This is a genomic window from Actinospica sp. (assembly GCF_035552695.1).
Taxonomy (GTDB): Bacteria; Actinomycetota; Actinomycetes; order Streptomycetales; family Catenulisporaceae; genus Actinospica.
In genome coordinates this window covers 1-22,529 of sequence record NZ_DASZKT010000122.1, presented here as the reverse complement: position 1 = coordinate 22,529, position 22,529 = coordinate 1, and the positions used below count along the sequence as shown (strand labels likewise).

General features: G+C 69.5%; 17 protein-coding genes and 1 riboswitch. Of the genes, 5 read left to right on the top strand and 12 right to left on the bottom strand.

The window, feature by feature from the left end; genetic code table 11:
• Positions 1 to 80: 80 nt before the first annotated feature.
• Together VG296_RS15435 and VG296_RS15430 are read left to right on the top strand one after the other, a co-directional pair.
• The gene (locus tag VG296_RS15435; RefSeq protein ID WP_325566412.1) at positions 81 to 1,793 is read left to right on the top strand and encodes a TIGR03767 family metallophosphoesterase; all 1,713 of its coding nucleotides are present in this window, start codon (positions 81 to 83) and stop codon (positions 1,791 to 1,793) included.
• Between the two features lie 31 nt (positions 1,794 to 1,824).
• Complete coding sequence (locus tag VG296_RS15430) at positions 1,825 to 3,126, top strand: M18 family aminopeptidase (RefSeq protein ID WP_325566411.1); 1,302 nt, start codon at positions 1,825 to 1,827, stop codon at positions 3,124 to 3,126.
• Positions 3,127 to 3,159: 33 nt separating this feature from the next.
• Here VG296_RS15430 and VG296_RS15425 read toward each other — a convergent pair whose 3' ends face one another.
• Both VG296_RS15425 and VG296_RS15420 read right to left on the bottom strand, forming a co-directional pair.
• Positions 3,160 to 4,908 carry an NHL domain-containing thioredoxin family protein gene (locus VG296_RS15425; RefSeq protein ID WP_325566410.1) on the bottom strand — a complete coding sequence of 583 codons (1,749 nt, stop codon included), beginning with the start codon at positions 4,906 to 4,908 and terminating at the stop codon, positions 3,160 to 3,162.
• A gap of 45 nt (positions 4,909 to 4,953) precedes the next feature.
• Positions 4,954 to 5,751, bottom strand: coding sequence for a carbon-nitrogen family hydrolase (locus VG296_RS15420; protein ID WP_325566409.1), 798 nt, complete (start codon positions 5,749 to 5,751; stop codon positions 4,954 to 4,956).
• A 17-nt stretch (positions 5,752 to 5,768) separates the two neighbouring features.
• On the opposite strand from VG296_RS15420, the gene VG296_RS15415 reads away from it, so the two are divergent.
• Positions 5,769 to 6,311 (top strand): DinB family protein, encoded by a 543-nt coding sequence (locus tag VG296_RS15415; RefSeq protein WP_325566408.1) that lies wholly within the window; start codon positions 5,769 to 5,771, stop codon positions 6,309 to 6,311.
• 57 nt (positions 6,312 to 6,368) lie between these two features.
• Here VG296_RS15415 and VG296_RS15410 read toward each other — a convergent pair whose 3' ends face one another.
• The 5 genes from VG296_RS15410 to VG296_RS15390 form a co-directional block, all read right to left on the bottom strand.
• A complete protein-coding gene (locus VG296_RS15410; RefSeq protein WP_325566407.1) occupies positions 6,369 to 7,754 on the bottom strand; it encodes a dihydrolipoamide acetyltransferase family protein in 1,386 nt (461 codons plus the stop codon).
• A 21-nt stretch (positions 7,755 to 7,775) separates the two neighbouring features.
• Positions 7,776 to 8,753: an alpha-ketoacid dehydrogenase subunit beta gene (locus VG296_RS15405; protein WP_325566406.1), complete on the bottom strand. Its 978-nt coding sequence runs from the start codon at positions 8,751 to 8,753 to the stop codon at positions 7,776 to 7,778.
• 100 nt (positions 8,754 to 8,853) lie between these two features.
• Positions 8,854 to 10,035, bottom strand: coding sequence for a pyruvate dehydrogenase (acetyl-transferring) E1 component subunit alpha (gene pdhA / locus VG296_RS15400; RefSeq protein WP_325566405.1), 1,182 nt, complete (start codon positions 10,033 to 10,035; stop codon positions 8,854 to 8,856).
• A gap of 110 nt (positions 10,036 to 10,145) precedes the next feature.
• Positions 10,146 to 11,258, bottom strand: a complete 1,113-nt coding sequence (gene hisC, locus VG296_RS15395) for a histidinol-phosphate transaminase (protein WP_325566404.1) — start codon at positions 11,256 to 11,258, stop codon at positions 10,146 to 10,148.
• 71 nt (positions 11,259 to 11,329) lie between these two features.
• The gene (locus VG296_RS15390; RefSeq protein WP_325566403.1) at positions 11,330 to 12,106 is read right to left on the bottom strand and encodes a nuclease-related domain-containing protein; all 777 of its coding nucleotides are present in this window, start codon (positions 12,104 to 12,106) and stop codon (positions 11,330 to 11,332) included.
• A 124-nt stretch (positions 12,107 to 12,230) separates the two neighbouring features.
• Between VG296_RS15390 and VG296_RS15385 the strand changes: the two genes are divergently transcribed.
• A complete protein-coding gene (locus tag VG296_RS15385; protein WP_325566402.1) occupies positions 12,231 to 13,061 on the top strand; it encodes a metallophosphoesterase in 831 nt (276 codons plus the stop codon).
• Here the strand turns inward: VG296_RS15385 and VG296_RS15380 are convergent.
• Together VG296_RS15380 and VG296_RS15375 are read right to left on the bottom strand one after the other, a co-directional pair.
• A complete protein-coding gene (locus tag VG296_RS15380; protein WP_325566401.1) occupies positions 13,027 to 14,949 on the bottom strand; it encodes a DUF262 domain-containing protein in 1,923 nt (640 codons plus the stop codon). The genes VG296_RS15385 and VG296_RS15380 overlap by 35 nt on opposite strands.
• Before the next feature lie 168 nt (positions 14,950 to 15,117).
• Positions 15,118 to 17,688 carry an MGH1-like glycoside hydrolase domain-containing protein gene (locus VG296_RS15375; protein ID WP_325566400.1) on the bottom strand — a complete coding sequence of 857 codons (2,571 nt, stop codon included), beginning with the start codon at positions 17,686 to 17,688 and terminating at the stop codon, positions 15,118 to 15,120.
• Between the two features lie 508 nt (positions 17,689 to 18,196).
• Between VG296_RS15375 and VG296_RS15370 the strand changes: the two genes are divergently transcribed.
• Entirely contained in the window at positions 18,197 to 19,198 is a 1,002-nt protein-coding gene (locus VG296_RS15370) for a helix-turn-helix transcriptional regulator (RefSeq protein WP_325566399.1), read from the top strand.
• Between the two features lie 416 nt (positions 19,199 to 19,614).
• Here the strand turns inward: VG296_RS15370 and thiC are convergent, their stop codons facing one another.
• From thiC to VG296_RS15355, 3 genes are all read right to left on the bottom strand, one after another.
• A complete protein-coding gene (gene thiC / locus VG296_RS15365) occupies positions 19,615 to 21,204 on the bottom strand; it encodes a phosphomethylpyrimidine synthase ThiC (protein ID WP_325566398.1) in 1,590 nt (529 codons plus the stop codon).
• A riboswitch (TPP riboswitch) is annotated at positions 21,201 to 21,309 on the bottom strand. Its footprint overlaps the gene before it by 4 nt.
• Before the next feature lie 64 nt (positions 21,310 to 21,373).
• Positions 21,374 to 21,586 carry a hypothetical protein gene (locus VG296_RS15360; protein ID WP_325566397.1) on the bottom strand — a complete coding sequence of 71 codons (213 nt, stop codon included), beginning with the start codon at positions 21,584 to 21,586 and terminating at the stop codon, positions 21,374 to 21,376.
• Between the two features lie 255 nt (positions 21,587 to 21,841).
• Positions 21,842 to 22,405: a MarR family winged helix-turn-helix transcriptional regulator gene (locus VG296_RS15355; protein ID WP_325566396.1), complete on the bottom strand. Its 564-nt coding sequence runs from the start codon at positions 22,403 to 22,405 to the stop codon at positions 21,842 to 21,844.
• Positions 22,406 to 22,529 lie beyond the last annotated feature (124 nt).

Genomic DNA, 22,529 nt, shown 5'->3' with positions numbered 1-22,529 from the left:
GGCGCCGTCGTGCGGGACGGCGCCGGTAGCGGTGGATCTTCACTTGTATGGGAGCTGATTCGTGGGGGTAGTGTTCCCCCGTGACTGAATCTGAGTTCAGTACGGTGGCACCGGTGGCGCCGCGGGGGACCACGATCGAGCGCACGCTGATAGCCGGACCCGCGGGCGAGGGGGGATTCCGGCCGATCCTGCCCGGTCCCGGGGAGCCGCACGTCCTGCGCACCGAGCTGATCGCGCGGCCCGTCGGCGCGAGCGCGCCCCGTCCGCTGCTCGCCTTCGCGCAACTGACCGACGTGCACCTGGTCGATCACCAGTCCCCGGCGCGCGTCGAATTCCTCGACCGCTACAACGATCCGGGCTCGCGCTTCGCCGGCCTGGCGAACGTCACCGGCTCGTACCGCGCGAACGAGATGCTCTCCACGCAGGTCGTGGACGCGATGGTGCGGCGGATCAACGAGATCGGCCTCGGCCCGGTCTGCGGACTGCCGCTCGCCTTCACCGTGAGCACCGGGGACAACGCGGACAACAGCCAGTACAACGAGTTCCGCTGGTTCGTCGACGTCCTCGACGGCGGACCGCTGCGCCCCGACTCCGGCCGACTCGGCACGTACGAGGGCGTGATGGACTGGGTGCACTACGACGCGCACTACTGGCACCCGGAGGGCACGCCGTCCGGCCAGATCGAGGACCGGCCGCGGGCGATGCACGGCTTTCCGATCATCAGCGGTCTGCTGGAGAAGGCGCTCGCGCAGTTCACCGCCGACGGGCTGCGGATGCCCTGGTACTCGGCGTACGGCAACCACGACTCGCTGCTGCAGGGGAATCTGCCGCACATCTACGGCAGCTGCGAATACGCGACCGGCGACCACAAGGCCGTCGAACTGCCGACCGGGACGAGCCTGGTCCGCATGGCGATCGACCTGTTCCGGCTCTCCCCGCACGCGATCGAGACGCTGTTCTCCGGCGATTTCCGCACGGTGACTCCGGATCCGGATCGCAGGCCGCTGACGCGCGCGCAGGCCGTCGAAGAGCACTTCCACACGCTCGGCGCGCCGGTCGGGCACGGCTTCACGGAGACCAACCGGGCCGAGGGCACCGCGTACTACGGCTTCGACGCTCCGGGCGGGGACGGCTCGACGACCCGCTGCCTGGTGCTGGACACGGTGAACCCGGTCGGCGGCGCGAACGGCTCGCTGGACGAGAAGCAGTTCCGCTGGCTGGAGGCCGAGCTGCTGGCGAACTCGTCGCGCTACCTGGACGAGGAGGGCCACGTGGTGGACGGTCCGGGCATCGACCGGCTGGTCGTGCTGTTCAGCCACCACACCGTGGCGACGATGGACAACTGGCTGACCGAGCCCGAGCCGGACAAGCACCGGGTCCTCGGCCCGAAGGTCAGGGATCTGCTGCTGCGCTACCCGAACGTGGTGCTGTGGGTGAACGGCCACACGCACGTCAACGGCGTCACCCCGCACGCCCGGCACCCCGAGTCGGTGGCCGGCGGGTTCTGGGAGGTGAACACGGCCTCGCACATCGACTGGCCGCAGCAGGCGCGGCTGATCGAGCTCGCGGACAACGGGAACGGCACGCTCTCGGTGTTCGGCACGATCATCGACCACGCCGGTCCCGAGCAGCCGTCCTGGGACCTGTCGTCGCCGGTGGAGCTGGCCGGTCTTTCGCGGCTGCTCGGCATCAACGACTGGCAGCAGCGGGCCCGGCCGGAGCCGGGTTCGGACGGCCGGCGCGGCGCCACCGGGGACCGCAACGTCGAACTGCTCGTGCCGAAGCCGTTCTGAGCTTCGCACACCGGTTGACTACGCTGGTGCCATGGCCACGAAATTCGACCGCGCCCACACCGATGACCTGCTCGACTTCCTGCGCGCCGCGCCGACCCCGTTCCACGCGGTGGCGCAGGCGGCGGACCGGCTGGAGCGGGCCGGATTCCGGCGGCTGACCGAGACCGAGTCCTGGGCCGACGGCGCGGCGACCGGGGCGAAGTACGTGCTGCGCGGCGGGGCGCTGGTGGCCTGGTACCTGCCGGAGAGCGCCGAGGCCGCGCGCCCGTTCCGCATCGTCGGCTCGCACACCGACTCGCCGAACCTGCGGGTCAAGCCGGTGCCGGACCGTGGCGTGTTCGGCTGGCGGCAGGTCGCGGTGGAGGTCTACGGCGGGCCGATGTACAACTCCTGGCTGGACCGCGACCTCGGCCTGGCCGGCCGCCTCGTGCTGCGCGACGGCAGCGAGCACCTGGTGAACGTGGACCGACCGCTGCTGCGCGTGCCGCAGTTGGCCGTCCACATGGACCGCGGCGTGAACGCGGAGGGCGTGAAGCTCAACCCCCAGCAGCACCTTTCGCCGATCTGGGGCCTCGGCGACGCGCACGAGGGCGACCTGATCGCGTTCGTCGCGGCCGAGCACAACCTGCGCGCCGAGGACGTGCTCGGCTGGGACCTGATGACCTACGACCTGGCCCGGCCCTCGTACCTGGGCCGCGAGGCCGAGTTCGTGGTCAGCGGACGCCTGGACAACCTCGTGTCCGTGCACGCGTCGGTCGCCGCGCTGGCCGCCGCGGTCGCCGACGGCGGACTCCCGGCCGACGCCCCGATCCCCGTCCTCACCGCGATGGACCACGAGGAGACCGGCTCGAACTCGACGTCCGGCGCCAGCGGCCCGTTCCTCGAGACGGTGCTGGAGCGCCTGATCGAGGTCCGCGGCGGCGGCGTCGAGGCCCGGTCCCGCGCATACGCGGGCTCGTTCGTCGCCTCGGCCGACATGGCGCACGCCGTGCATCCCAACTACGCGGAGAAGCACGACGGCTCGCATCGCCCCCGCCCCAACGGCGGCCCCGTGCTGAAGGTCAACGCCAACCAGCGCTACGCCACCAACGGCGCCAGCCGCTCCGTCTGGGCCCGCGCCTGCGAGAAGGCGGGCACCCCCTGGCAGACCTTCGTCTCCCGCAACGACCAGCCCTGCGGCACCACCATCGGCCCGCTCACCGCCACCCGCCTCGGCATCGAGACCTTCGACATCGGCGTCCCCGGCCTGTCCATGCACTCCGCCCGCGAACTCGTCGGCGCCGACGATCCGTGGATCCTGGCCGCCGCGCTCAGCGCGTTCCTCGAGGTCTGATTCGGCGGTCTGATTCGGTGGCCTGACTGACGCTCAGCCGCGCAGGATCAGCGGGAGCCGCGCCGCGCCGCCCTCGACCAGCCGGACCGGGATGCCCCAGTCCTGCTGGTGCAGGTGGCAGGCGGGGAACTCGCCGTCGTCGCAGGAGGCCGCCTTGGCCGAGACGTGCAGCACGCCCTCGGCGATCTCCGGATCGAGCCTGAGGGTGCGGCCGAGCTCGACGGTGCCGCCGGCGCCGTCGAGCAGCAGCTCGGCGGGGGAGGCGGAGACCTTGACGAAGGTGGACGGGCCGTAGCGGTCGTCCATCTTCTCGCCGGGCGGCGGCTCGAAGACGACTTCGAGTTCGAGCTCGCCCGGCGCGACCTCGGTCGCCGGACGCTGGGTGCGGTACGCGGTGGCCTCGACCCGCAGCGCCTCCTCGGGGAGCTTGACCCGGGTCAACCTGTGCGCGGCCGATTCGACGACGAGCAGCTCGCCCTCGGCGGTGACGAGTGCGTCAGAGGGCTCCTTCAGTCCGGTGATCAAAGTGCTGACCTGGCCGTCGGCGGGGTTGTAGCGTCGGATCGCGCCGTTGTAGGTGTCGCTGATCGCGATCGAGCCGTCCGGCAGTGCGGTGACGCCGAGCGGGTGCTGGAGCAGCGCCTGCGCTGCCTCGCCATCGCGCAGGCCGAAGTCGAACAGGCCCTGGCCGACGACGGTGCCGACCGTCTCGCCCTCCACCGAGCGCAGCGCCGAGGACTCCGAGTCGGCGATCCAGATCCGGCCGTCCGCCGCCGTCGTCAGCCCGGACGGCTGGGAGAACCAGGCCTCGCCGAGCGGACCGTCCACCAGCCCCTCGTTGGTCGTACCGGCCCACGCGTCGAACTTGCCGGAGGCCGGGTCGTAGCTCCACAGCTGGTGGATGCCGGCCGCCGCGACGATGACCCGGACACGATCGGCGTCCCAGGTCAGGTCCCACGGACTCGCCTGCACCGAGTCGCGCGTGTCGGCGACGGTGCGCACGCGGCCGGAGGCGAGGTCGATCTCGCGCAAGGCGTGGTTGACCGTGTCGGCGATGAGCGCGGTGTGGTCGTCGAGCAGCAGCAGGCCCTGCGGCTCGTTGAACCGCGCGCCATCGGCCGCGCCGTCCGCGAAGCCGCGTTCGCCGGAGCCGAAGCGCCGCAGCACGGTCGCCGCGTCGTCCGCGAGCTCGACGATCGCGTGGTGGCTGGTGTCCGACACCAGATACGTGCCCCCCGGCAGCGCGATGAGCTTGCCGGGGAAGCGCAGTTCGGTCGGCTCGGGCTCCGGCGCGACGTACGGCGAGTCCCCACGGCGCAAGGCACCCTTGGCGTCGAACTCGGCGACGAGCTCCGCGATCAGCGAACGCAACCCGTGCACGTGTCCCTCGCCGGACATCTGCGCCGCGACGTATCCTGCCGGGTCCACGACGGTGAGCGTCGGCCAGGCGCGGACCGCGTACGCCTTCCACGTGGTCAGGTCCGGGTCGTCGAGCACGGGGTGGTGCACGCCGTAACGCTCGCACGCCGCGATCAGCGCGTCATGGTCGGCCTCGTGCGCGAACTTCGGCGAGTGCACTCCGACCGTCACCAGTACGTCGGCGAACTCGGCCTCGAGCTCGCGCAGCTCATCGAGCACATGCAGGCAGTTGGCGCAGCAGAAGGTCCAGAAGTCGAGCAGCACGATCTTGCCGCTCAGGTCGGGGGCGGCGTTGTCGGCGGTGTTGATCCAACCGCCCTGCCCGACCAGCTCCGGGGCGCGTACGCGTGCATGTGAGGCCATGCCACTATCTAACCGCACCGGGATGATCACTCATTCCCGGATAGGTCAGAGCCTCCGGTCTCGCAGCACCGGGAAGCGCTCGCGGGTCGTCGGCACGTACTCCGGGTCGATCTCCGCGTACAGCGTGGTCGGTTCGGCGCCCGCTTCCGCGATCACCTCGCCCCACGGGTCGATCACCAGCGAGTGCCCGGTCATCTCGAGCCCGGCCTGCGTCCCGGCGGCCGCGCAGGCGATCAGGTACATCTGGTTCTCGATCGCGCGAGCCCGGCACAGCGTCACCCAGTGGCTCAGCCGCCGCATGGGCCACGCCGCGACCTGCACGACGGTCTGCACTCCGGCGTCCACGAACTTGCGGTACAGCTCGGGAAAGCGCACGTCGTAGCACGTGGCGAGTCCGACCTCCGTCAGCACGCTGTCATCGATGTCGCGCAGCGCGAACGTGGTGATGTGCTCGCCGGGCGACATCACGGCCGCCTCGCCCTGGTCGAATCCGAAGCGGTGGATCTTGCGGTAGCCGGCGAGCATCTCGCCCTCGGCGTCGAAGACCAGCGAGGTGTTGTACAGCTTGCCGTCCGGCGTGCGCTCCACGATGGACCCGCCGTGCAGCACGATCCCGCAGTCGATCGCCGCCTCGCGAAGCGCCTGCGCGGTCTCACCGTGCATCGGCTCCGCGGCCGTCGCCCACGGCTCCGGATCGAACGCCCCGTGCACCCACAGCTCCGGCAGCACGACGAGTTCCGCACCGTCCTCCGCCGCCTCATGCACCTTGGCCACCGCGAGCTCCCGCGCCTTCTCTGCGGGTACGGCCAAATCGACGTCGAGCTGCACCAGTGCGACCTTCATAGGTCCATCCTAGTGACATGACCGATACCGGCCCCGTCACCCGCGATGTCCTTCAGACCTTCGAAGACGTACGCTCGCGGCTGTTCGCGCGCGTCGAAGGCCTCACCGACGCCGAGTACCTCTGGGAACCCGTCCCCGACTGCATGACGCTCCGCGCGGACGGGGACGGCGTCTTCCGCGCCGACCCGCGGTCCGACCCCGAGCCCGTACCCGCTCCGGTGACGACGATCGGCTGGCGGATCTGGCACATCGGCGCCGACTGCCTGCGCGGCTACGGCCGCTTCTTCACCGGCGAGGCCCCCACGGACGTGCACATCTGGCCCGGCGCGGCGAAGGAGGGCATCGAGAAGCTGGCCGAGGACTGGGCTCTTTTCATCGCCCAGGTCGAGTCCCTCGGCGACGAACGTCTGCTGCAGCCCATGGGCGAACTCGGCGGGCCCTTCGGCCACGAGAGCTACCTGCTGCTCGCCCTGCACGCCCTCGACGAGGTGGCCCACCACGGCGCCGAAATCGGCGTGCTGCGCGACCTGTACCTGCACGGATACGTCAGCGAAGGATGAAAACACGCTGCCGGGCCGACGTCGCGCGTCGGCCCGGCAGAGAACTGAATCACTCGGTTACAGCAGGACCGCCGCCGGGTCCTCGAGGGCGCGGCCGACCTCGCGCAGGAACCGCGAGCCGAGCTCGCCGTCGACGAGGCGGTGGTCGAAGGACAGCGCAAGGGTCGTGACCCAGCGCGGCTTGACCTTGCCCCTGTGCACCCACGGCTGCTGCTTGATCGCGCCGAAGGCGAGGATCGCGGCCTCGCCCGGGTTGAGGATCGGCGTGCCGGTGTCGACGCCGAACACGCCGACGTTGGTGATCGTGATCGTGCCGCCGGTCAGGTCGGCGAGCGGGGTCTTGCCCTCGCGCGCGGTGGCCGTCAGCCGGGCCAGCGCTTCGGCCAGCTGACGCAGCGTCAGCCGCTCGGCCGCCTTGACGTTCGGCACGACCAGGCCGCGCGGGGTGGCGGCGGCGATGCCGAGGTTCACCGGGCCGCGCAGCACGATCTCCTGGGCCGTCTCGTCCCAGGACGCGTTGATCTCCGGGAACCGCCCGACCGCGCGGATCAGGGCCCTGGCCGTGATCAGCAGCGGGGAGACCTTCACGTCGCGGTACTCGGGCTGTTCGCGCAGCCGCTCGACGAGCTTGACCGTGCGGCTGACGTCGAGCGTCAGGAACTCGGTCACGTGCGGGGCGGTGAAGGCCGAGGCCACCATCGCCGCCGCGGTCGCCTTGCGCACGCCCTTGATCGGCACGCGCCGGTCCTCGGCGAGCGCGGAGACCGCCGGGGCCTGCGCCGGAGCCCCGCCGACCGCGGGTGCGGAAGCGGCACGCTCGACCTCCTCGCGGGTGATCACGCCGTCCTCGCGGGCTGGGGTGATCGTCGCGAGGTCCACGCCGAGGTCCTTGGCGAGCTTGCGCACCAGGGGCTTGGCGAGAACGTGCGTCGGGGCGACGGACGGGGCGGACGCCGCCTGCGCCGCCGGGGCGGGCACCGGTGCCGGAACGACCGGAGCGGCCGGGGCCGGAGCCACGGGCGCCGCGGAAGCGACGGATGCGGACGCCACCGGAGCGGCCGGGACGGCGCCGTTCTTCCTGGCGCGCCGCGTCGTGGCCGCCTGCGCCACGCCGTAGCCGACCAGCACGGGCTCCCGCTTCGGCGCCTCGGCCTTGGCGGACGGAGCGGCGGGCGAGGCCTTCGGCGCGTCCGGCGCGGCCCCCGCGACCTCGATGTCGATGATCGGCGTGCCGACGTCGACCGTCTGGCCGGCCTCCACCAGCAGGGCGCTGACCCTGCCCGCGAACGGCGAGGGCAGTTCGACGGCCGCCTTGGCGGTCTCGATCTCCACCAGGACCTGATTGACCTTCACCACGTCGCCGACCGCGACCGACCAGCCGAGGATCTCTGCCTCGGTCAGGCCCTCGCCGACGTCCGGGAGACGGAATTGCTTGATAGCCATGTTCTTCACTCCACTCGGCGGCTAGTAGGCGAACGCGCGGTCCACGGCGTCGAGGACTCGGTCCAGGTCCGGCAGGTAGATCTCCTCCACCCGGGACGGCGGGTAGGGGGCGTGGAAGCCGCCCACCCTCAGGACCGGCGCCTCGAGCCGGTAGAAGCACCGCTCGGTCACCTTCGCCGCGAGCTCGGCACCGAGGCCGAAGAACACCGGCGCCTCGTGCACCACCACCAGCCGGCCGGTCCGGCCGACCGACTCGGCGACGGCGTCCACGTCCAGCGGGGAGATCGTGCGCAGATCGACGACCTCGATGCTGCGGCCCTCGGACTCGGCCGCGGCGGCCGCGTCCAGGCAGGTGCGCACCATCGGGCCGTGCGCCGCCAGCGTCAGATCCGTGCCGGGACGCGCTATCGCCGCGCGATCGAACGGACGCGGGGCCTCACCGTCGACGTCGACCTCGGCCTTCTCCCAGTAGCGCCGCTTGGGCTCGAAGAAGATCACCGGGTCGTCGCTCTGGATCGCCTGCTGGATCATCCAGTAGCCGTCCGCCGGGTTCGAGCAGGACACCACCCGCAGGCCCGCGGTGTGCGCGAACAGCGCCTCCGGGGACTCGGAGTGGTGCTCGACCGCGCCGATGCCGCCGCCGGACGGGATGCGGATGACCATCGGCATCTTGACCGTGCCGAACGAGCGCGCCCGGAACTTCGCCACCTGCGTGGTGATCTGGTCGAAGGCCGGGAACACGAAGCCGTCGAACTGGATCTCGCAGACCGGCCGGAAGCCGCGCAGCGCGAGGCCCAGGGCGGTGCCGATGATGCCGGACTCGGCCAGCGGGGTGTCGATGACGCGGTCCTCGCCGAAGTCCTTCTGCAGGCCGTCGGTCACCCGGAACACGCCGCCGAGCTTGCCGATGTCCTCGCCCATGAGCACGACCTTCGGGTCGCTCTCCATCGCCCGCCGAAGACCGGCGTTGATGGCCTTCGCCAATGTGAGCTGAGTCATCGTTGTCCCTCCGCCAAGGGCATGACCTTCTGGTTCTCCGCCATGGCCCGCCGCGGCCCGGCGTTGATCGCGACAGTCGCGACCAAAGTGAGCTGAGTCATCAGTGCTCCTCCTCGGCGAAGCCGGCGAGATAGTCGGCCAGGAAGGCCCGCTCCTCCGCCACCTGGGCGTGCGGCGCGGCGTAGCTGTGCTCGAACATGCTCAGCGGGTCCGGGTCGGGCAGCGCCAGGCATCCGGCCCGGATCTGCGCGGCCAGCTCGTCCGCCTCGTCGTCGACCTCCTTGTAGAAGGTCTCGTCGGCCAGGCCCTCGCGATCGAGGTACGCGCGAAGCCGGACGATCGGGTCCTTGGCCTTCCAGGACTCGACCTCGTCGCTGGACCGGTAGCGGGTCGGGTCGTCCGAGGTGGTGTGCGCGCCCATCCGGTAGGTGAAGGCCTCGATCAGCATCGGGCCCTGGCCGGAGCGGGCGTGCTCCAGCGCAGCGCGGGTGACCGCGAGGCAGGCGAAGACGTCGTTGCCGTCCACCCGCACGCCGGGGAAGCCGAAGCCCGCCGCCCGCTGGTAGAGCGGCACCCGGAACTGACGGCTGGTCGGCTCCGAGATCGCCCACTGGTTGTTCTGGCAGAAGAACACCACCGGCGCGTTGTACGAGGCGCCGAAGACGAAGGCCTCGAGCACGTCGCCCTGGGAGGACGCGCCGTCGCCGAAGTAGGCGATCACCGCGTCGTCGCCGCCGTCGCGCTGCACGCCCATGGCGTAGCCGACGGCGTGCAGGGTCTGCGAGCCGATGACGATCGTGTAGAGGTTGAAGTTGTTGTCGTACGGGTCCCAGCCGCCGTTGTTGACGCCGCGGAACATGCCGAGCAGGTTCACCGGCGGCACGCCCTTGCACCAGGCGACGCCGTGTTCGCGGTAGGTCGGGAAGGCGAAGTCGCCCGGACGCATCGCGCGGCCGGAACCGATCTGCGCCGCCTCCTGGCCGAGCAGCGAGGCCCACAGGCCCAGCTCCCCCTGCCGCTGCAGCGCGGTGCCCTCGGCGTCCACGCGGCGCACCAGGAGCATGTCCCGGTACAGCGAGCGGGCCTCTTCGGCGCTCAGTTCGAGCGGGTAGTCCGGATGATCGATCCGTTCCCCGGTCGGCGTGAGCAGTTGGATGAACTCGGGCTCAGGCGAGCCACTGCCACTGTTCCGGCGGGTACCGCGGCCCTGTGGGGCGCGCTTCGTACTCCCGGATGCGGGGTTTTGGGTGGTGGATTTTTCCACTGCCCTGCGCCCAGTCATGCGGTCTCCCTCATCGTTGGCGAGGACCACGGGGGTCATTCCGAGGTCACGTTACCCACCAGTCACCACTCTATGAAGAGCCGGGACGGGCTCAGGAAGGCGCGAGGAGCCTAGAAGCCGGATCGCAGCAGGTCGAGGACCCGGTCATTGGCCTCTTGCTCGCCAATTGTCACACGGACCCCCTCCGGCGCGTACGGTCGGACCGTGACACCGATCGCCTCGCAGGCTTGGGCGAAGTCCACACTTCGCTCGCCGAGACGCAGCCAGACGAAGTTGGCCTGGCTGTCGTACAGATCCACGCCGTAGCGGCCGGCGAGGTCGATCTCGCGCAGCGCGGCGAGCACCCGGGTCCGCTCCTCGACCAGCGCGTCGACCCGCTCCATCAGCGCGGCCTGGGAGCGCAGCGACTCGACCGCGGCGGCCTGGGCGACCAGGTTCACGCCGAAGGGCACGGCGCAGGCGCGCAGGGCCGTGGCGACCGGTTCGGCGGCGATCGCGTAGCCGATCCGCAGTCCGGCCAGGCCGTAGGCCTTGGAGAAGGTGCGCAGCACGCAGACGTTGCTCCGATCGAGCGAGACCGCCACACCGTCGGGGTAATCCTCATCCCGGACGAACTCGATGTAGGCCTCGTCCAGCACGACGAGCACGTCCTCGGGCACCCGGTCGAGGAAGCGCTCAAGCTCCTCGCGGAGCACGATCGCGCCGGTCGGGTTGTTCGGGTTGCACACCAGGATCAGCCGGGTCCGCTCGGTCACGGCGTCGGCCATCGCGTCCAGGTCGTGCGTCTCGTCCGCGCGCAGCGGCACGGTCACCGCGGTGGCGCCGGCGATCTGCGCGACGATCGGGTAGGCCTCGAAGGAGCGCCAGGCGAACAGCACCTCGTCCCCCGGACCGGCCGTGACCTGCATCAACTGCTGGAGCACGCCGACCGATCCGGTGCCCACCGCGACCCGCTCGGCGGGCACCGCGGCGAAGCTCGCGATCTCCTCGATCAGCGCGGCCGAGCCGAAGTCCGGGTAGCGGTTGATCTCCTCGGCGGCGGCCGTCGCGGTCTTGAGCACGCCGGGCAGCGGCGGGTACGGGTTCTCGTTCGACGCGAGCTTGAAGGACGTGCCCTCGAACGGCGCCGGCGGCTTGCCCGCCTTGTACGCCGGCAGCCCGGCGATCGCGGCACGCAGCCGGACCCGCGGCTCCGAGGTCGAATCCGCACTGATTTCGGCCACGTCTGCTCCTTTGAGTTCCTAAGCTCCCGGGCACAGCGTACGTCGCGCGCGGCGCTGAGCAAACGCGGCGGTCAGCGGGCCGGCAGCAGCATCTCGGCCACGCTCGCGAGGTGCCCGGTGGCGGAGACCGACCAGCGCGGATAGGCCGAGCGCAGCAGTTCGGGAAGCTGCTCGGGCCGCACGACGATGACCCCGTACACCACCCGCGGCGTACCGGTGATCCCGTCGGCGTGGACGCAGATCACGGAGGTGACATCCACCACACCCACCTCGTCGTCCGCGGCCGCCGCGGCGGTCAGCGCCTTGCCGAGCTCGGCGGCGCTGCCCCGCATCGCGGCCATCGCCTCGTCCTGTTTCACATGGTTCACGAACAGGTCGAGCCCGAGCAGCCGAACGTCGAAGCCGTGCCACTGCTTCGAGTCGACCAGGAAGACCCCGCGCGGGCTCACCACCAGGTGTTCGACCTCGAAGGACTCCCCGGACGTCGCGGCGTAGAAGCGGTCGTGCAGGCTGCGCGCGCCGCCGCGGACCTGGAGCAGCCGCAGCGACTTGGCCGTGCCCGCCTCGGCGTCCGCCCGCTGCTTGAGCCGGTCCAGCGACTGCGGGTGCCGGAATCCGACATCGATGACGGCCGCGATCACCAGCCCGGTGACCAGCAGCCCGAAGAGCGAGTACTTGGTGCCGATCCCGGCGAGCAGGCCGACCAGCACCGCGGCCGGACCCCACCAGAGCGCGGAGAGCCACACCGAGCGCCGCTGCCGCGCGGCCCACTGCCGCCGGCCGTCCTCGTACTGCACGCGCAGGCTGCTCCCCGCCTGGTGCGGCTGCTCCACCCCTCGCCTGGCCACCCGGGCCCCGCCTCCGTCCGTCTGTGCCCCGCGCCGCCTCGGGGCTCGGATTCACGGTATCGCGGGTACCCGGATTCGGGGCGGGTATACCGTTTCTCGGTCCACTGCCGTTACCCTCGCATTCATGGTTGACCAGTCGGCATACGCGGTGGGGGACGTCCACGGCTGCCTCACCCCGCTGCGTGACGCGCTCGGCCGCGCGGGGTTCATCGACGGTGACGGGCGGTGGATCGCCGGCGAGGCGAGCCTTTGGTTCCTCGGGGACCTGACCGACCGCGGCCCGGACGGGGTGGGAGTCGTCGATCTCGTGATGCGCCTGCAGCGGCAGGCCGCGGAGGCGGGCGGCGAGGTGGGCTGCCTGCTCGGCAACCACGAGCTGATGCTGCTGGCCGCGCACCTGCCGGAGGGCTCGACCCGGTACTCGCCGCAGGCCGAGGAGATGGCCCATCAGATGTTCCGCGAGCGCTGGATGGGCAACGGCGGCAAGGAGGCCGACTCGGCCAGGCTGACCGACGAGCACCTGGCCTGGATCGCCGCGCTGCCCGCCATGGCGCTGCTCGGCGACCACCTGCTGATGCACGCCGACACGCTCGGCTACCGCAACTACGGCGGCAGCGTGGACGAGGTCAACGCGGCGGTCGCCGACATACTCACGGGCCCGGTCGACCTGGAGCAGATCGACGAGCTCACGCACATGATGACCAAGCGCTTCGCCTTCGCCTCGGACGACGGCGAGGCGGCCTGCTCGTTCCTGGCCGACTTCGGCGGTCGGCAGGTCGTGCACGGCCACTCTCCGGTCCCGCTGCTACTCGGCAAGGACCCGCACGAGGTGACCGGGCCGCTGGTGTACGCGAGCGGCTACGCCGCGAACTTCGACACCGGCACCTTCCTCGGCGGGCCCTGCTTCGTCGCCCCGCTGCCTACGGTTCCGATGGCGCTTCGCGCTCAGCGTTAGCGTTCACGGCACTGAGCCGCGCGGGAACTGCTGGAGACGGCTCGGTCCGGGTCGTGGTGAACCCGAGCCTGACGGGGTCCCAGATCAGCTCGCACAGCGTCCGGTAGAGCCGCTGCCGCTCGGTGATCGAGGTGATCCCGAAGGTGTGCGGGTACGGCCGGAACAGCTCCGTGAGCCCGTACCGCAGCATGAACCTGCGGAAGGACGGGTTGCGTTCGTAGCACAGCGGGTGCAGCGACTTCGCCAGCAGGTTCTGCGCCCGGTAGTGCTCGGCCTTGAGTGAGAACGGGTCGTCCCGGAAGGCCGCGTTGATCTCCTTGGGCAGCAGCAGCAGCGCGCCGATGCGGTTGCGCACGGAGCGGAAGCGCTCCGGCGTGCCGACCTCCTCGGCGTACGGGCCGAAGTGGTCCGCCCAGATGTGCTCGATCTCGTACGGCCGGCCGCTCGGCCCGAAGCCGAGGTAGTCGGCGATCAGGTCGGGCTGCCCGCAGCCGGTCTCCAGGAAGCCGGTCATCCGGGACAGCAGGTAGCGCACCTGCTTGCGGTTGTCCGAGCGAAGACCGAAGTTCTCCAGGCCCGCGAAGCCGTGCTCGATCTTGTTGATCTCCACGGACAGCAGGGTGCGCACGTCGTCCACGGTGGCCGCCTCGCGCAACGGCATTATCAGCCCGCTTATGTAGACGGCGAGGTCGTTCGCGGTGAGCGAGGCGTAGTTCGCCATCCGCCGGGCCAGCAGCAGGTCGCAGAACGCGGCGACCAGCCGGGACTTCTCCCGGAACGCGGCGTCCGTGTCGTTCGGCCCGATCGCCGCCATGATCAGCGTCAGCTGCTTGTCGAAGCCGTTGGCCGCGTTGTAGAACACCGGCTCGAAGCCGCGCACCGGCGCCGCGCTGGCCTCCACCAGCATCCGGTAGCGGTCGGCCAGCGGCCGGATGGTGTCCCGGATGAACACGCGGTAGTCGCGCGGCCTGGCCAGCCCCATCGCGTCCGGGTTCTGCCGCACCCACTCGTGGAAGGCCTTGTTGATCCGCTCCGCGGTCTCCTGGTCGGTCGGCGCGTAGCGGGCCCGCAGCACCGTCTTGACGAAGTCCCCGGGCGCCTGGTCGTCGGTCACCGCGAGCGCCGAGATGGTGCGCCGCCACACCGCGTTGAGCGCGCTGTGGTCCTTGTCCGCGCGGGAGAGCAGGAAGGACTTGAGCAGGTCCAGCGGCGTCAGCCGGGCCCCGCGGTCGTTCATCGACTCGAAGATCTCCCAGCCGTGGTCCCGGTCCCTGGCCGAGATCTCCACCAGGAAGACCCGCTCGAGCAGCCAGTCCACGAAGTACGGCAGCGCCGCGCCGCGCAGCCCGGTCGGCAGGTCCTCGAACAGGTCCCGGTAGCGCTGGCACATGTTCCGCACGGCCAGCGGCGTCTGCTCGGTCACCGGGTATTCGCGGCCTGCCCGCAGCTGACGCAGCGCCGGCTCGCGTTCGTCCACGTGCACGGTGAAGGTCGGCACGCCGTACTGCACGGTGCAGATCATGTTGTCCAGCACCGCGGCGCCCGCGTGCTCCTCGGCCTCGGTCAGCAGGTGCCGAAGCCGGATCAGCAACAGGAGCAGCGTGGTGAACCGCTGCTGCCCGTCCACCAGGAAGGACATCCCCGGCACCGGATAGGTCACGAAGGGTCCGAGGAAATAGGGCCGGTAGTCCGCGACGTCGGAGCGTTCGTGGTCTGGATTCCACTGCTCCAGGAAGCGTCCGGTCAAGTCGTTCAGGAGGTCCGTGACGTGCGTCCGGGTCCAGTCGTATTCGCGCTGATAATGCTCAAGGCCGTAGCGCCGGCCGGTGAACAGTTCGCGCACGGAGTGACCGCGCCCGTCGATCCGCTCCTGAGTCTGCTTTGCCACCTCGAATCGCACCCCGAAAGGAATCGTTATGAATTCCCGCGCACTCTTTCCGTAAGCGCCGGATCTTCACTCGCCGAATGCCCCAGTGCGCCCCTTGTCCGCCCTGTCCACAGGGCAGATGCCCTGATCAACTGACGTGAAAACCCAACATCAAGCCACGATTTCGTGTCAACTGCGGATTAATTCGGCGACAAGCGCGGTCCATCCGGTCTGGTGCGCGGCGCCGAGCCCGCGCCCGCTATCGCCGTGGAAGTACTCGTAGAACCACGGCCGCTCCGCCCAACGCGGATCGCGCTGGAACAGCGGTACGTCGCCGATCACCGGCCGGCGCCCGTTTCCGTCGGGGCGGAACAGGTCGATCAGGCCCCCGCGGAGTTGGCTGGCCAACTCGCGCCGGTCGATCTTCGTCGGGGTGCCGTCCAGCGCGTCGAGAATGTTCTCGATGGTGTGCACCATCAGATAGTTCATCGGCATCCACACCGGCCCGCGCCAGTTGGAGTTGCCGCCGAACAGTCCGGAACGGGATTCTCCGGGTTCGTAGTCCACGCTTGTGTGAATACCGTCGAGGTCTGCTTCGAAGGGCTTGTCGCGGTGTGCCAGGGAGAGCGAGCGCAGCCCGTACGGCGAGCGGAACTCGTCCGGGTCGGCCACCCGCGCCATGACGCGCTCGGCCTGCGCCGGATTCACGAGCGAGAAGAGGATTCCGCCCTTGGCGTGCGGCCGGCAGATCGCGCGCATGTACTCGGGCCGGCGCGTGGTGAACTCTTCCAGATGGCGGGAGAAGCGCGGCAGCCGGTCGAGGGTGGCCCGCTCGATGGGCAGCGAGGCGAGCAGCGGGATCACCCCCACCATGGACCGGACCCGGACGACGAGCTCCGAGCCGTTCCCGCGGCGCAGCCGGTCGTAGAAGAACCCGTCCTCCTCGTCCCAAAGCCCGCAGTCGTTGATCGCCGCCGCGATGTACGCGAAGTGCTCGGCGAACTTGCAGGCCATCTCCTCGTAGATCGGGTCGTGCAGGCCGAGCTCCATCGAGATCTCCAGCATGGACAGGCAGTAGAAGCCCATCCAGCCGGTCCCGTCGGACTGCTCGAGCACGCCGTCGACCGGCAGCTTGGAACGGTCGAAGGGCCCGATGTTGTCGAGCCCGAGGAATCCGCCCTCGAAGATGTTGTTCTCCTCGGCGTCCTTGCGGTTGACCCAGAAGGTGAAGTCGAGCAGCAGCTTGTGGAAGCAGGCCCGCAGGAAGTCCAGGTCGTGCCCGTTCGCGCGGTAGACGACCAGCGCGGCCCACGCGAGCACCGGCGGGTTCACGTCGTCGAAGTCCCACTCGTACGCCGGGAACTTGCCGTTCGGATGCTGATAGCGCTGGGAGAGGAAGGTGTACAGCTGCTGCTTGGCGAACCCCGGGTCGATGCCGACCATCGCCACGCAGTGGAACGCCAGATCCCACGCTGCGAACCACGGGTACTCCCACGGGTCGGGCATCAGGATGATGTCGCGGGCCCACAGGTGCGCCCAGGACTGGTTGCGGTCGTGCGCGCGGTGGGCGGGCGGCAGCGGCTGCGCGGGGTCGCCCTCGGTCCAGCGGTGGACGTCGTAGTGGTAGAACTGCTTGGCCCAGACCAGGCCCGCGTACGCCTGCCGCATGATCCGCGCGTCCTGCGCACTCGCCCCGGCCGGCGCCACCTCCGCGTAGAACGCGTCAGCCTCCTGCCTCCGCTCGACCAGAACGTCTTCGACGAGCGCTTCTTCCTCTTCCTCCGCGGTGAGCGTCAAATACACCACGCGCTCTTCTCCGGGAGCGAGTTCGAGCACGTAGTGCAGCGCGCCCTTGGTGCCCTCCAACTCCGGATTGACCGTCGCGGCGCCGTGCACGACGTGATCCCCGATGCCGTCCTTCGGATAGTCCGAGCCGTTCTCCCCGCGGAAGAGGAACTCGGCGTTCGTCTCGTTGTCGCACAGCAGCGGCTCAGGGCCCAGGCCGGAGGCGTCGGCCAGCGTGACCGGCGAGAAGTGCGGATGCCGAGCCGTCAGCCGCCCAGGCGCCCCGCTGACGCCCACCAGCCCCGCGTCCACCGCGTCCTCGATGTCCGACGCGCGCCCCCACGCCCACATGTTGCGCAGCCAGAGGTGCGGCAGGACGTGCAGGGTCTCGGTCTCGGGCCCCTGGTTCGCGACGGTCAGCCTGATGGCGTACGCCTGCGGCGAGGCCTTGGCGTAGTCGGCGGTGATGACGAAGTAGCGGTCCTCGTCGAACACCCCGGTGTCCACGAGCTCGAACTCACCGAGATCCTTCGACCGCCCCGCGTTCTCCGCCCGCAGCCGGGCATAGGGGAACTCACCCTGCGGGTAGTGGTAGCGCCAGGACAGCCACGAGCCGGTGGGAGTCGCGTCCTCGTACCACCAGTAGTCCTTCGCGTCCTCGCCGTGATTCCCCTCGGCGTTGCCGAGCCCGAAGGCCCGCTCCTTGAGAATGGGGTCACGACCGTTCCAGAACGCGAGCGCGAAGCACCAGTCCTGGTTCAGGTTCGACAGCCCGGCGAGCCCGTCCTCGCTCCACCGGTACACCCGGGACCGCGCATGGTCGAACGGAAAGTACGACCAGGCGTCCCCGTCCGCGCTGTAATCCTCGCGCACGGAGCCCCAGGCCCGCTCGGACAGGTACGGCCCCCACTCGCGCCAGGGAGCCCCGCCCTCGTCCGCTTCCGTCAACCGCCGCCGCTCGGGAGTCTCAACCACGCGACCAGTGTGCCCTGTGGTGAGAGATCCCGCGCGGGCGGGTGAACGTTACTGGCCCGAGCCGTCCTCAACGCAAGCGAAACAAGCCGAGGACACCGGGAGCGCCTCGGCCCGATGAACGCCGCTATGAGCGGACGTTGAAGTAACCGAGAAGATGCCACCTGCCCCGAGGGCGGCAAGTATGCCTACAGCCGCCAGGCCGCCTAGTAGTGCGCGGAACTTGGACATTTCAACCTCGAATCAGCGCTATACGAAGGCCGCGAGCTAGCTGCGCAGCTAAGCCGCGTGTACCGTCCACCACGAGGTACGCTCGCTAGCCCGACAGCAACATTCAGTGTGACGGACATACGCAAGGGCGGGCAGTCCCACTCCCTGGCAGGTACTTGCCAGCGATAATAGTGCCAGGCTTCAAACGGCATCCGCGCGGTACCAGCAGCACCGCAGAAAAACAAGGGGCATCCTCGACCAAAGGGAGCCAAAGGGACAAATGGGCGAAACATCGAACACGATGGGCGAGCAGGTCCTCGGTGCGCTCGGCTTGGACACCATCTGCGTACAGGTCTACCTCATGATGCATTCCGCACCCGAGGCGGACGCCACGCAGATAGCCGAGCGGCTCGCGATCGCACCGTCCGAGGTCGTAGACGCACTCGACGAACTCTCGGACCTCACCCTACTGCGCCCCGGACTGTCGCCGACCCAGAAATTACGGCCCGTCTCGATCGAACGCGCGATCCACACGCTTCTTCGTCAACAGTCAGAACAACTCAAGATCCAGAGCAGCTCGCTCTCGATGCTGCAGTCGGCGATGAAGGAGCTCCTGGAGTCCAGACCGACGCGGCAGGACGGATTCGGTCACGCGGATATTGAGACGCTGACCGGTGCCGAGCCGATCCAGTCCTGGATGGAGCGACTGATCTTCCGCGCGACGGAGAGCATCTGGTCCACGGTTCCCGGCAAGCCGATGCGCCCGGAGACGCTGGAGGCCGCGAGGCCGTTTGATGAGGAGGTGGCCCAACGTGGAGTGCCGGGGCGCAGCCTCTATCAGAACTCGGTTCTGTCCGACCGCCGCAATCTGGACTACGCGCGCTGGCTCAGCGGACTCGGCCCGGAGATCAGATCAGCACCCGTCGTACCGATCCGAATGACGATCGTCGATCGCTCGGCGGCCGCAGTCCTGTACTCGCAACCCCAGTTGCCCGTTGAGATGTTCGTCGTGCGTGAGCCGGCCCTCGTGATTCCGCTCGTCGAGCTCTACGAGATGAGCTGGGCCGCCGCCAAGCCTATTGACGGCCCTGACCCCAAGCATTCCCGTGAGAGGGAACCCACTCAGCAGGAGTTGGCGCTGCTCCGCTTCCTCGCGTCGGGAAGCACCGACGAGGCGGCGGCGAAGAAGTTGGGGGTCTCAGTCCGCACCGTGCGGCGAATAATGGCGGAGCTGATGGATCAACTGGGGGCGTCGAGCCGCTTCGAGGCGGGGCACAAGGCTACGCAGCGGGGGTGGCTGTAGCGCTGGGGAGTTGTGGAGCGGGGACGCTGGTGATTCGAGGATGATGCGCGAGGGGCTTGGCTCCGGGGGTGGGAGCCTGCCGCCCTGGGCGGGGCCAGTGTGGGCCCTTGGCCCCGCCACAGGGGTTCAGGCAGCGGCTTCGCGATGCCGCAACCGAGGCCGGGAATCTGGTGGGGGATCCGGCTCGTGGGACTGAGTCTGCCCTACCCGACATAGCTGACTGAAGGGTTCAGAAGTGGCACGACCCTGCATGGCATGAAGCTGTCAGCCGGACGCCAACCCCTGCATGCACCTTGCACGAAATGACTTCGGGGCCCCCGCGCTGACCAGCGCGGAAGCCCCGATACTTCAAAAGTCGTTAATAAGCGTTACGAACTGTTTCGGCGGCTCACCATGCCGCCGCCGGAACTTTGCCGTCACCGGCCGGCGACGGGCTGTTCGGAGGCCGTACCACCCGCGACCGAACCCTTGGCGGCGGTGCCGTGCAGCGAGCGGATCTCGTGGGTGATCTTCATCGAGCAGAAGTGCGGGCCGCACATGGAGCAGAAGTGGGCCTGCTTGGCCGGGGCGGCGGGGAGGGTCTCGTCGTGGAACGCGCGGGCGGTGGCGGGGTCCAGGGCGAGGTTGAACTGGTCCTCCCAGCGGAACTCGAATCTGGCGTCGGACAGGGCGTCGTCCCAGGCCTGGGCGCCGGGGTGGCCCTTGGCGAGGTCGGCGGCGTGGGCGGCGATCTTGTAGGCGATCATGCCCTGCTTGACGTCCTCGAGGTCGGGCAGGCCGAGGTGCTCCTTGGGCGTCACGTAGCAGAGCATCGCGGTGCCGTACCAGCCGATCATCGCGGCGCCGATGGCCGAGGTGATGTGGTCGTAGCCGGGGGCGATGTCCGTGGTGAGCGGGCCGAGCGTGTAGAACGGCGCGTCGTCGCACAGCTCCTTCTGCAGGTCCACGTTCTCCTTGATCTTGTTCATCGGCACGTGGCCCGGGCCCTCGATCATCACCTGGACGTCCATGCCGCGAGCCAGGCGGCCGAGCTCGCCGAGCGTCTTGAGCTCGGCCAGCTGCGCGGCGTCGTTGGCGTCGTAGATCGAGCCGGGGCGCAGGCCGTCGCCGAGCGAGTAGGTGACGTCGTACTCGCGCAGGATCTCGGTGAGGTCGGCGAAGCGCTCGTAGAGGAAGTTCTCCTTCTTGTGCGCCAGGCACCAGGCCGCCAGGATCGAGCCGCCGCGGGAGACGATGCCGGTCTTCCGGTCGGCGGTGAGCGGGACGTAGTCGGCGAGCACGCCCGCGTGCACGGTCATGTAGTCCACGCCCTGCTCGCACTGCTCGATGACAGTGTCCCGATACACCTCCCAGGACAGGTCCTCGGCCTTCCCGCCGACCTTCTCCAGTGCCTGATAGATCGGCACGGTGCCGACGGGGACGGGGCTGTTGCGCAGGATCCACTCGCGCGTCTGGCGGATGTCCTTGCCGGTCGACAGGTCCATGATGGTGTCGGCGCCCCAGCGGGTGGCCCACACCATCTTCTCCACCTCGTGCTCGATGGACGAGGCGACGGCCGAGTTGCCGATGTTCGCGTTGACCTTGACCAGGAAGGCCTCGCCGATCACCATCGGCTCGATCTCCGGGTGCCGCGCGTTCGCCGGGATCACGGCGCGGCCGGCGGCGACCTCCTCGCGCACCCGCTGCACGCTCACGCCCTCGCGCAGCGCGATGAACTCCATCTCGGCGGTCGTCTCGCCGCGGCGCGCGTAGCCGAGCTGGGTCGGCGCGCCGGACGTGCCGGCGGCGGCACGCTCGGCGATCCACGGGGCCCGCAGCTTGGGCAGTCCCGCCCGCACGTCGGTACGCAGGTCCTCGTCCGTGTAGGGGCCGGAGGTGTCGTACAGCAGAACGCTGTCACCTGTTGAAAGTTTGACTTCGCGCATCGGCACCTGGAAGGTGCCGAGCGCGTCGGTCAAATAGGTCTTGCGGAGCACATTGTCGTTTGACGGAGACAAAGCAGCCATGGCTGCACTCACACTCCCTACGCCGGCATTATCCGGACAGGTTCATGCGGTCGGCGTGAACGCCCTCTCAGCCCGGATCCGCCCCGAGCTCCCGCGGTTTTATTGGGTTGTCTCCGCCACCCTAGCGCGCCGGTCAATCCCCGTCAGCGCGCAGGGTGGGTGAGGTCGATCAGTAGTCGCGCTTCTTCTGCAGCTGCCGGCGACGGTAGGCCGGGATCGACATCATGAAGCGGTGGTAGCCGTAGTACAGCGCACCGACCGCGACGGCACCGATGGCGATGATCAGCAGCGAGTGCAGCGCCCAGCTGACGATCGAGAGCACGATCGCCCCGGCGATGAAGACTCCGGCGACCACGAGGATCGCCTTCAACACGAATGGCATTTCGCCTTCCCTACCCCTTCAGAGTCTGCTGACTGTTCCTACCGGGTCAACGAACGAGGCACCGGCCGCGTTCCGACCCAGATCCACGATATATCGCGAATGGGTCCCGCGCTACCAGGCCGGACCCCGAATTCCCCCTAGGGGTCGGACCTGCGGCGATGCCCGAGCACACGGCGCGTGCGCAGACGCCGCTTAGCCCGTCGGCTCGTCTAGTCGACGATCCGGCGGGCTGGGGCGGAGCGGGAACTGCGGGCCTTACTTCTTCTTGGCCCGGGCGGCGGTCTTCTTGGTCGCGGCCTTCTTGGCCGGACGGGTGGCCGCCACCTTCTTGGCAGGAGCCTTACGCGCGGGGCGGGCGGCCGCGGGGGCCTCGGCCTGCGCAAAGGTTCCCTTGCCGTCCGCGAACGCGGCACGGCACTTCTCCAGCAGCTTGCGCAGCGTGGCCTGGTCGGCCTTGGACAGCTGCCCGCTCAGCAGCCCCTCGACCTCCTCGACCTTCTTGTCCGCGCGCGCCAGCAGGGTCTTGCCGGTGCGGGTGATGGTGGTCTCCATCGCCCGTCCCTGACCGGGCACCGTGCGGCGCTCGATCAGACCCTTCACGGTGAGGTTCCCGAGCACCGTGGTCATCGTCTGGGGGGTCACCAGGCACTGGCGGGCGAGTTCCGCCCCGCTGATGCCCGGAGTCTCAGCGATCACCAACAGCGCCGAGTACTGCGGCACTGTCAGGCCCATCGGCCGAAGCACCGCGTCCTTAGCTCCGGAGAGCTCTTGCTCAAGGCTCTTGACCACGTGGCCGAGCCGATCATCCATTGCTGTCATAGCGTCGATCATATCCTGTGTCGCACAAAATGCCCGTTTTTGCGTCGGGCCCTGACGCGTACGGGTGATACACAGCGCCCTGCGAGCGCCACCCGGGTTGTGTGCAACAGCTTGCCACAGGTTC